This window comes from Roseobacter sp. (assembly GCF_039970775.1).
Classification (GTDB): domain Bacteria; phylum Pseudomonadota; class Alphaproteobacteria; order Rhodobacterales; family Rhodobacteraceae; genus Roseobacter.
Genome location: NZ_JBDVLG010000021.1, coordinates 1 through 10,483, shown reverse-complemented (window position 1 = coordinate 10,483; position 10,483 = coordinate 1). Strand labels below are relative to the sequence as shown.

10 protein-coding genes and 1 pseudogene are annotated in these 10,483 nt (G+C 60.9%); 1 reads left to right on the top strand and 10 read right to left on the bottom strand.

What is annotated here, in order from left to right:
- The 7 genes and pseudogenes from ABJH13_RS04375 to ABJH13_RS04345 all read right to left on the bottom strand — a co-directional run.
- Positions 1-324: pseudogene (locus ABJH13_RS04375) on the bottom strand (hypothetical protein); the annotation flags it as partial.
- A complete protein-coding gene (locus ABJH13_RS04370) occupies positions 321-806 on the bottom strand; it encodes an IS6 family transposase (protein ID WP_348404997.1) in 486 nt (161 codons plus the stop codon). The pseudogene ABJH13_RS04375 and the gene ABJH13_RS04370, both read right to left, overlap by 4 nt.
- Positions 807-871: 65 nt before the next feature.
- Positions 872-1,675, bottom strand: coding sequence for an ABC transporter ATP-binding protein (locus ABJH13_RS04365; protein ID WP_348404996.1), 804 nt, complete (start codon positions 1,673-1,675; stop codon positions 872-874).
- Entirely contained in the window at positions 1,668-2,651 is a 984-nt protein-coding gene (locus ABJH13_RS04360; RefSeq protein ID WP_348404995.1) for an iron ABC transporter permease, read from the bottom strand. The genes ABJH13_RS04365 and ABJH13_RS04360 overlap by 8 nt, the downstream gene beginning before the upstream one ends.
- Entirely contained in the window at positions 2,648-3,673 is a 1,026-nt protein-coding gene (locus tag ABJH13_RS04355; protein WP_348404994.1) for an iron ABC transporter permease, read from the bottom strand. The genes ABJH13_RS04360 and ABJH13_RS04355 overlap by 4 nt, the downstream gene beginning before the upstream one ends.
- Positions 3,663-4,592: an ABC transporter substrate-binding protein gene (locus tag ABJH13_RS04350; RefSeq protein ID WP_348404993.1), complete on the bottom strand. Its 930-nt coding sequence runs from the start codon at positions 4,590-4,592 to the stop codon at positions 3,663-3,665. Before ABJH13_RS04350 ends, ABJH13_RS04355 begins: the two co-directional genes overlap by 11 nt.
- A 113-nt stretch (positions 4,593-4,705) precedes the next feature.
- Positions 4,706-5,752 (bottom strand): siderophore-interacting protein, encoded by a 1,047-nt coding sequence (locus ABJH13_RS04345; RefSeq protein ID WP_348404992.1) that lies wholly within the window; start codon positions 5,750-5,752, stop codon positions 4,706-4,708.
- A gap of 377 nt (positions 5,753-6,129) precedes the next feature.
- Between ABJH13_RS04345 and ABJH13_RS04340 the strand changes: the two genes are divergently transcribed.
- Positions 6,130-6,843, top strand: coding sequence for a DUF2306 domain-containing protein (locus ABJH13_RS04340; RefSeq protein ID WP_348404991.1), 714 nt, complete (start codon positions 6,130-6,132; stop codon positions 6,841-6,843).
- Here ABJH13_RS04340 and ABJH13_RS04335 read toward each other — a convergent pair.
- From ABJH13_RS04335 to ABJH13_RS04325, 3 genes are all read right to left on the bottom strand, one after another.
- The gene (locus ABJH13_RS04335; RefSeq protein WP_348404990.1) at positions 6,840-7,562 is read right to left on the bottom strand and encodes an alpha/beta fold hydrolase; all 723 of its coding nucleotides are present in this window, start codon (positions 7,560-7,562) and stop codon (positions 6,840-6,842) included. The two genes, ABJH13_RS04340 and ABJH13_RS04335, sit on opposite strands and share 4 nt — an antisense overlap.
- A complete protein-coding gene (locus tag ABJH13_RS04330; protein WP_348404989.1) occupies positions 7,562-9,193 on the bottom strand; it encodes a condensation domain-containing protein in 1,632 nt (543 codons plus the stop codon). The genes ABJH13_RS04335 and ABJH13_RS04330 overlap by 1 nt, the downstream gene beginning before the upstream one ends.
- Position 9,194: 1 nt before the next feature.
- Positions 9,195-10,483: condensation domain-containing protein (locus ABJH13_RS04325; protein WP_348404988.1), on the bottom strand; the 1,289-nt coding region annotated here is incomplete at its 5' end.

The following is a 10,483-nucleotide window of genomic DNA, read 5'->3' as shown; positions in this document are numbered from 1 at the left end:
AACGGCAATAGAGCCAAACTGAGTGACTGATGACTTCAGGCGGAAACCGGTGGCGCCTGTAGCTGATGGTTGGGGGCTGCATCGCCATCTGCTACGGCCAAATAGCGGCGCAATCAACCTCAGGGAAGTTAATGTGACAATACTCTTCCATTCTATGGTAACGGTCGTGCTGGCTGAACGGCGGCGGGATGTTGCGGAGAAGCAGTTTCGGACGGCGGAATGAACTGCTACGAAACGCTGTAGCCCATCAGACGATCTAAAACCCTGCATCGCTCTTTCACGTTTACGAAATGGGAGATGAGTGTTCTCTGTTCGGTTGTTCAGTCCCCTGCCCGATCCATGATCCAGACTGAGTGCACTTCACGTTTCGCAGCACTGTAGGATCGCAACTTGCCCTTGATGATCCGTTTGGGAGAGAAACCATAGCGTTTGATGAGCCTGATGAGCAAGTGTTTTGCTGCGCACTTGTTGCGCTTGGGTTGTAGGATTTCTTTGAGCACAACGTCGTGCGGATCGACAGCCCGCCATAGGTAAAACGATTTCCCCGCGATCTTCACGACCACCTCATCCAAATGCCAGACATCGCCGGGACGACCCGGCCTCTTTCGAAGATTGTTGGTAATCAGTCGTCCAAATTTCACCACCCGGCGACGGACGGTTTCGTAAGACACATGAATGCCACGCTCCAATAGCATCTCTTCAATTTCGCGCAGGCACAGATTGAAGCGAACGTACAGCCAGACCGCGTGGGTGATGATTTGCGGTGGATATCGGTGGCGCTTGTAGCTGATGGGCGACGTCTGCATCGGCGTTCGCTAAACCGCAAAGGGCCGATGAGCAAGCTAGGCGAGGTTAATATGACAACACCCAATTAATGCGACGGTCCCGTTTGGAACCGTTTTGGGATGCACAAGGGTGTATCTGTTTCGGGGTCTTGGATGACCCTTACCTTGACGCCAAACACCTCTGCGACACGGTCGGGGGTCAAGACGTGCGTGGGTGGGCCGAGGGCCTGCACTGCCCCATCTTTCAACAAAACCAAGTGGTCAGCATAACGTGCTGCTTGGTTGAGATCGTGCAGCACCGCGACAACGCTGACGCCTTTGACATCAATCAGGCCGCGCACCAGATCGAGCACTTCGATTTGATGCGACAGATCCAGAAACGACGTGGGTTCATCCAACAACAGCACCTGGCCCTGCTGGGCGAGCGTCATGGCGATCCAGGCGCGTTGTTGTTGCCCGCCAGACAGGTGGTCAAGAGGATGATCACGCAGCGCGGTCATTTGTGTCAGATCCAACGCTGCATCGACCTGCGCGGTGTCTTCTGCACGCCACCCGCCCAACAAACTGCGATGCGGGTAGCGTCCTTGCGAGACCAGATCATGCACGGTTAGGCCGTCGGGAGCCTGCGCGTTTTGGGCCAAGATTGCGATCTGCCGGGCGCGTTCCTTCGCGCCAAATGCGCCGAGCGGACGATTGTTGAGGGTCACTGACCCGGACAGGGGCATGTGCAGCCCGGCCAATGTGCGCAGCAACGTTGATTTGCCGCAGCCATTGGGGCCCAGCAACGCGGTAAACTGACCTTTGGGAATATCCAAGGTGAGGTCTCGGATGATCGCGGATTGGCCGTATCCTGCGGACAGGTCTTTGGTGCTTAGAACCGTATCAGTCATTGCGTTTTTTCCACAAAAGCCAGCCGAAAAAGGGTGCGCCAAGCAGGCCTGTCATAAGCCCAACGGGCAATTGTGCAGGTGGCATTGCGCGGCGCGCGACGATGTCTGCGCCCAATACCATGATGGCCCCGCATAGGGCCGCTGCGGGGATCAGGGTGTGGTGACGGTGCCCCACTACGCGGCGCGCGATATGTGGGGCGGCAAGCCCCACAAAGGCGATCAACCCAGAGGCCGCGACGGCGGCACCCGATAGGGTCGCGGTGGCGAGGATCATCAAACCCCGTGTCAGGTTGACCCGCTGGCCGAGGCTATGCGCAACGGTGTCGCCAATGGCGATCAAGTTCAATGCCCGCGCACCGCACCAGACAAAGGCCGTGGGCGCAATAAGCCAAAGGGCCAGCGCTTCGACCTTGTTCCAGCGGCTGTCTTGCAGGCTGCCCGACAGCCAGATCATCGCGCGTTGCACTGATCTGATATCGCCAAAGGTCGACACGAAGCTCGCAGCGGCCCCGGCAAGCGCGCTCAGCCCGACCCCCACAAGGATGATCCGCAGCGACGTCGTGCCTTGGCGCCACGACAGCAGGTAGATCAACCCCGACATGCTGCAGGCCCCCGCAAAGGTCAAAACCGGCAACCAAGTTTCGGGGATTGATTTGAGCTGCACAATCACCAACATGGCCGCCAGTGCAGCGCCAGCGTTGATGCCCAATAGGCCGGGTTCGGCCAGTGGGTTGCGCATGATGGCTTGGCTGATTGTCCCTGCGATGGCCAAGGCCATGCCCACAAGCGTCGCCAGCAATGCGCGTGGCATACGCAGGTCCCAGACGATGACGCGAACAAAGGCGGGGCTGTCATCCGGGGCCAACACCGCGGTGCGCAATTGCGCCAGCGACAGGGGTTGATCCCCCAGCGCCAGAGCCAACGTAAAGGCCGCGATAAGCGCCAGAACCATCAAGGAAAACCGCACGACCATCATAGGCTGCGTATCCGGCCACGGGCCAGCCACACAAAGAAAGGCGCACCGATCAGGGCCAGTGAAATGCCGACGGGCACGTCGTTGGACCACACCGCGCGGGGGATGCTGTCTGCCAGCAGCGTCAGCACCGCGCCACCCAGTAACGCCACGGGAATGATCCGGCGGTAATCGGGCCCGCAGGTCATGCGTGTCATATGGGGCACCACCAGCCCGACAAACCCAACGGGGCCTGCCACCGCCACCGCACTGCCTGCCAAGACCACAACGATTAGGCCCGATATCATGCGCCACAGGGCGGGGTTTTGCCCAAGGCTTTGGGCGACATCGCGGCCAAGGCTAAGCGACGTGAATTGCGCGCGCAGCACATAGGCCGCGATCAGCCCGGCGCACAGGTAGGGCAGCACCGTCAAGACGTCAGACAGCGACCGGCCGCGCAGGGATCCGGCTGTCCAGTGGCGCACAGCATCGAGGGTTTGCGCATCCACGATAAGCATCGTCGCCGTGATCACACCCAAAAACGTGCCGATGACAACACCCGCCAGCACCAGCTTGATCGGGGTCGCACCAGATTGCCCAGCGGCCCCCAACCCATAGACCGCGCAGGCCGCACAGGCCGCCCCCGCAAACGCGCCCCAGATCAACATGGTGCTGGATACCGATTGCCCCAACACCACCGTCAGTATAACCACCACAAAGGCAGCGCCCGCATTGACCCCCAACAGCCCCGGTTCGGCCAGTGGGTTCCCGGTGAGGGCTTGCATAATCGCACCGGCCACGGCCAGCGCCGCGCCCACCGATATCGCCGCGAGCACACGGGGCAGGCGGACAGTCCACACGATGATGCTGGTGCGGCTTTCGGCATCGGGGTTGATCAAGACAGCAAGCACATCGCCCATTGGCAACGCCGCGGCCCCGACGCCCATTGACCACACCGCAAGCACGCCAAGACCGCCCAACAGACACACCGCGATCACCCGCCAATCTGGTCCGGGGTTGGATGAGGTCGGCGCGTTAGGGGGCATTGATCACATAGGTTTCGATGTCATCAAGAACCCGGTGCGCCGACGCCAGCCCGCTGAATTCCATCCATGTGGCTGGATCCAGACGTTGGACATGACCCGCCTGCACCGCCGGTAACATGCGCCACAGTGGGTTGTTGATAACCTCTTCGTGGCGGCCGTTGGTGGCGCTGTCATTGGTGCCGCCCACAATATAAAGCAACAGATCCCCATCAAGCCCGGCCAGCTCTTCCCAGTCTGGGCGTTTCAGTGCGGGGCCTTGGGGGGCCGTTTCATAGGGGCTGCGGCGCACGCCTGCTTGGGCCAGAACCTCAAACGGGGCATAGGCGTTGGGCGCATCCGTATAAACCTGAAAATCCCACGATGTGATCCGGACGATAGACACCGGCGTGTCCGGCACCCGCGTTTTGATCGCCGCAAGGCGGGCGTTATAGTCGGCAAACAAGGTCTGCACCTTGTCGTGCTTGCCTGTAAGATCTGCGATTATGTCGTAAAACCCGCGCCAATCGCCCGATACATCAAGCAAGGTGGGCGCAAGTGATGACAACATTGGGTAGATGCTTTGGGCCAACCCGGCATTGCCGGTAAAGGCCACAATCAGGTCGGGTTGCAGGGCCACGATGCGTTCGAGGCTGGGGTCAGTGATAAACCCCAGATCCACGATCCCTGCGTCTTGTGCTTGGGCACGCAGGGTGTCGTCGCTCATATTGGCCAAAGGGGCGCCCACAATCGGTAACCCCAGTTCTAGCCCGATGCCCAAAGAAAAGCTCTGATCCAGCACCACAACGCGTTGCGGCATCACAGGCATACACAGCGGACTGCCGTAAAGCCGCGCGTCTTCGACCACCCGCCCGTCGCAGGCCAGCGCCATATGCGGCACCATCAAAACGGTGAAAAACATTGCAAGCAAGCGTCGCAGCATCACGAGAACCTCGGTCTTGGGGCGTGCTGGCTTGCGGTGCAAAAGACCGTGGCTAGGGCCGGGTAAAACGCAGTCGCGCAAAGCTGTCAACCAATGGCGCGGTTGGTCCCCCATCAACGGGTCCAATATCCTGCAATATAGGCGTTTTCGCTGTCGCGTTGCGTGGTTTTGAAGGCGGCGCGCACCTGCTGCGACTGGGATTTTTCACTGGCGAACCACAAGAAATGCCCCGCGTGCTGCGCGACCTGCGTCAAGGCGTGATTGGCCAATGCGGCATCTTGCGTGCTGTCGTGCCACGATACGCGCAGGCCTGTGGGCGCAGCCATCGGGTAATCGCACGCCGCGCCGGATTGCGCGAACAAATGCACCTGACCCGTGGCACCCTGTGGCAGGTGTTCCAAAATACGGGCAATCGCGGGGAACGCGGTTTCGTCCCCATAAATCAGGATACGGCTGGCATCGGGCATGCCGCCGCCAGTGGGGCCAATGATGCCGATTTCGGCGCCCGGTTGCACAGAACGGGCCCATTCGGTTACGCGCCCCCCCTCATGCACGAAAACGTCAAAGTCCAGTTCTTGTGTGGCATGGTTGATGCGTCGCGTGGTGTAGGGCGGGCGGTGCAACGCCTTGTCGCCCTTGGGCCAGACCGTCGTGCCGTTTGCTGACACATGCGGCCATTCCACAGGTGCTACGCCCGCGGGGGGCAAAACCAAGCGAAAATGAATGGCCCCGTCTTTGAAACTGCTCAGGTCGGTGCCACGAACCCGCACCCGGATAAAATCGCGCCCTAAAGGTGCGATGGATTGCACCTGCACAAAATGGAAATTCGCGGGTAGTTGGCCGCCTGTCCCGGTGTCAGACCACCGCACCGTGTCGGCAAGATCTGGTTGCGCGGTGGTCAACTGTGACATCAAGCCGTCTTTGAGAGTTTGCAACCCGCTTGGGTCTGTCGCGCGAATAGAGAGCGCGATCCCATCGTCGCGCGCGGCAAAATGGTACTGCCCGTGTTTGGCCTGCAAACTCAAACCCGATGCGCTGTCGTCAAGAACGGTCAACCCGCGCGCATCCGCTGTGTGGCGTAGCACCATCCGTATCGCCGGATAGGCCAACCCATAAAGCACAGTTTCCGTTTGGGCGGACAGGTCTGGTTGAATAGTCATCGTTTGCCTCTTTTTCCGAGTGGGCCGCGGATAGGGCGCAGCGCGAAAAAGAACCCGGCTGGCCAAAACAAAATGCGGTATGATCCGCGCATGATTTGGCTGGTAGGCTGTGAAACAGCCGGGGTGGCTGGGGCTGTTGTAGGGGGCAACGCCGTGGGGCGCAAGATCCGACGGCCCAGACCCGCCGCAAAACACGATATGCGCCCAAACGCGCCCAGATCAAATTGACAAACCACGCCCGAAGCCTGACAAACACAACATCGCCGGACCGACATGGGGCATCGCCTCAAGGCACGCAGCCCATCCGACGACCCGCCAGCCTCATCCAACACATGTGCGCCAGCCCGGACATCTTTGAAATGAGAGGACACCGGCAGATGCAAAGCACGACCCATCGCCCCATGACATCCGCAATCTTGCGATTCCTGCGCCAACCCGCGGTCCAATGGTGTCTCGCGCTGGTGGGCCTCTTTGGGCTGATGCAGGGCTTCACGCGCCACTCTATCTGGCTGGGCCTGTGGGGGCTGACCAACGACCTCGACGGCATCAGCCCGTTTTTCGCCACAGACCTGCCCTATACGACCTTCATCATGTTTTTCCACATGATAACGGGGGGGCTCATGCTGGTGCTGGCGACCTTGCAGGTGGTGGGCCCGTTACGCCGCAGGTATCGCCGGTTTCATCGGTGGTCTGGGCGGGTGACGGTGGGGTTGGGCGTCGTGACGGCCACAGGCGCGTTGATCTATGTGGCGCGGCACGGCACCACAGGCGGCGCGTTTATGAACGCTTCTTCAACGCTTTATGGGGTGATGATGCTGGTTGCCGCCGTGCAAACCCTGCGCACGGGGCAGCGCCGCGCGTGGTTAGACCATCGGCGTTGGGGCATGCGGTTGACGGTCTTGGCGTTGGCGTCTTGGCTTTACCGGCTGCATTATACCATCTGGCACGCGGTGTTCGGTGACCTTTGGGTCACGCCGGATATGCGCGGCCCCTTTGATGTGTTTCAGGCGTGGGGGTTTTTCTTGGGCTATGCGGCGATGCTCGAGATCTGGTTTTTGTGGGAAAAACACAGATCACGCCGCGCGCGTTAACCTGCGTTTTGCCGACGCCCCGCATACGGCCAGTGCGCCAGCAGACGTGACCGCAAGGCGCGAAACGCGTCTGGGTCTAGCATGTGGTTGCCTTCAAGCGGCGTGAACGTCACCTCATCGGTGGTGAACCGTGCCCAATCCTGCGCGCTGTCCGGCCCGACAAAGGGATCGTTTTGTGCCACATAAACCTGCACGGGGCACGGCACCTGAAACACGGGCTGCGCCGGGGTATAGCCATGACACAGGGCAAAATCCTGCCGTAGGGTCGGTTCAAACAACGCCCGCAATTCGGCGCTTTGCAAGATCTCGTCAGGGGTTCCGCCAATGCGCGCGATGTCATCCCAAAACGCGGCACTGTCCTGCCCGTGCATCCGACTTGTGCCATCCTTTAGATGGTCAGGGGCCAGCGCGCCCAGCGTGAACACCACCTGCGGGGGCGGGCAACCGCGCGCGATCAACCGTTCAGCGAGCAACATGGCCACGGTCCCCCCCATGGAATAGCCAAATAGCCCGTATTGCGGCGGTAATGTGGGGCCGATGTCTTGCGCGATCAGATCCGCCAAGGCCTCTAGGGTGGGGGCGGCGGCGTCGCGGTAGCGCGCCTCGCGCCCCGGAAGAGACGGCGCGATCACTTGGGGGTCGTCGCGCTGCCACCCGCGAAACAGCGACGGGCCCGCCCCCGCAGGGGGCAAGCAAACAAGGGTGGGGCAAAGGGTCATCAAAACTCCATAACATTCGCGCCCTGGGTGGGGGCTGCGGCGGCTTGGCGAGCATCAAGGTAGGTCGCCATATCCGCCAGCACAGGCGTGTCGAACATCACCCTGACCGGCAGATCTATGTCAAACGCCCGGCGCAACCGGGTCACGACCTTGGCCGCCAGCAACGAATGCCCCCCGATGGCAAAGAAATTATCCTGCGCTTTGGGCGGAGCGGTTTGCAAGACGTCGCTCCAGATCTCGGCGATTGTCTGTTCGGTTGGGGTGGTCGGCATGCGGGCCCCTGCCGCGACGGCCGCAGGGCGCGCTGTTTGCGCCGCAGGAAGATCGCGCAAAGGCCCCGTGATATCGCTCAACGGGGCCTGCGGGTTTTCTATGATTTGCCGCATGATCGCCACGTAGCGGTCAATGAATTCCGCAAGTGCGGCGTCATCCAAAACGTGGCGATCCCGGCGCAAGATCAGCTTCATGCCTGCGTGCCCCGGCGCCACCAAAAGGGTCAGGGGGAAATGGGTCCATTCATCAAATTCGACCCGGTCCAAGGCAATATCGCTTTGCCCTGACCCAATGGTAACGGGGTAGTTTTCGACCACCAACAGACAGTCAAACAGCGTGCCCAACCCGTCTTGAATGTCGCGTAGGGCGATGTGTTCGTGCTCTATTGTGGCGGCCTGCTGGCGTTGCAACCGGTCCAACCAAACGTCGACGGGGTCAGTGGGCGCCACTTTGATCCTGACGGGCAGCGCGTTGATGAAAAGCCCAACCATATCCGCCGCGCCGGGCAGGTTGGCGGGTCGCCCTGATGTTGCTGCGCCAAAAAACACATCTGACCGGCCCAGTTTTTGGGCAACAAACAGACCCAAAGCGCCTTGCAGCAATGTGTTCAGCGTAATGCCCTGATGCGCGCAAAATTGCGTGACTGCATCGGCCAGATCATCGGGAAAGGGCCATGATTGACGGTCAAATTCGGGGGTGTCGCTGTCTTGCCCAAACGCCAAGCTGGGGCCGGGGGTGCCTGCGATAAGGTCCTGCCAAAAGGCGCGCGACGCGGTGCGGTCTTGCCGTTTCATCCACCGGATATAATCGGCGTACGGCCGTGCAACCGGCAGCGCACCGCCCAAACCGTGATAAAACGCCATGACATCTTGCAGCATCCGCGCTGTGGACCATCCGTCCAGCACGATATGGTGGTGGCACAGCACCAGCACATGTTGCTCGGGGCCGGTTTGTGCCATTTGCAACCGCATCAACGGCGGGCGACGCAGGTCAAACGGGCGGCGTCGGTTTTGTTCAAACACGGCGTTCAGGGCGGTGTCGGTGTCTTGGCCGCGCCAATCCAAGTGTTCCCAATTCAACGGCAACTGACGGTATATAATCTGGAACGGGTCTGCGCGCTCTTCCCAATGGATCCCGCTGCGCAGGGCACTGTGGCGCGCCAACACCTGCGCCCAAGCGGCGCGCAACTGGTCTGGGTCAATCGGACCCGACAGGAAATACGCCATTTGGGGCATATAAAGACCCCGATCTTGGGCCAGCAAGGTGTGAAACAAGATGCCCTCTTGGAGCGGGGTCAGTGGCAGGATCGTTTCGATGTTACGCTTTTTTGCGGTGGTGTCAGGGGTGGTGTCGGTCATATCAGAGGCTTTCCAAAAGGCTATCCAGATCGTCTTGGTCAAAATCCATGTCGGGGAAATCAGATGGGCTAAACCCGGTGTCATCGCCCGCCAAACAATGCGCGACCAGCTGTTGAAGGTGGTCTGTGAACCCCGCACTTAGGGTTTCGATCGTCGTGCGGTCGCATTGTCCTGACGAGAAATTCCAACCGATCCGTAGTCCTTGATCGGTGGCAAGCGCGTTGATTTCTAACGCAATATCGCGCGGGGTACCGGGGGCCTGTGCAGGGCCGGGCGCTTCTGGTGCCGGGGTGAACAGGCCCCCGGGGCCAAACATCGCACCCGCGCGCCCCAGATAATTGAACCGCACGTCGGCAGGGGCCGTGTCTGGCAACACACGGTGGATATACCGCAAAACTCCGTAGCCAATGCCAGTGTTGGGCACCGCGCGCAGGGTCTCTTTGACGGTGCGCAAGACCGTATCAACCGAGGCATCGGCGCCGGGGGCCAGATGCACGGGGTAAAGCCCGGTCAACCACCCCACGGTGCGGCTGAGATCGGCGGTATCGTCGAGATCTGCGCGCCCGTGGCTTTCGAGCTCAACGGCAAGGCCGTTGGCCCCCGACCAATCGCGCAGGCACAGATATAGGGCCGCGGTCATCAACTCATCCCCGGTGACGGGATAGGCGGCGGGCACCTCGTCAAGGATTTGGCGGGTCAATGTGGGGTCAATATGCGTATCCACCCGGTCGAGCGTGGCGGTGGTGTTTACACCGCCGGGCCGGTCCAATGGCAGGGCGGCGGCGGGGTGGTCCAAGACCTGCGACCAATAACTGTGTTCGGCGCGCAGATCGGCCGACGCGGCTAACAGATCGGCCCACCGTCCCACGCTGGTGGCACGTCTGCGCGGGGCCACGGGGGTGCCATTGGACAGCTGCGTATAGATCCGCGACAGGTCTTCGAGCAGGATCCGCCACGACACACCATCCACGATCAGGTGATGCGCCGCGATCGCCAAACGCTGTGTGCCATCGTGCATCTGGCACAAGGCCGCGCCCCATAGCGGCCCGTGTTGCAGGTTGAAACTGCTTTGCAATGCGGCGGCGGCATCGGTGATATCACCTGCGGTTTCGTGCAAATCTGGGGAGGTGCCGGGGGCAAGGTAGTGCTGTTGCCAGCCCTCGGGTGTGTGGGTAAATCGGGCACGCAGGGCGTCGTGTTGATCAGACAGTGCTGCAAGGGCCGTGCGCAGATGGTGCGGGTCAAGCGGTGTCGTTGGGGTCAACACCATGCCTTGGTTCCAATGGTCGG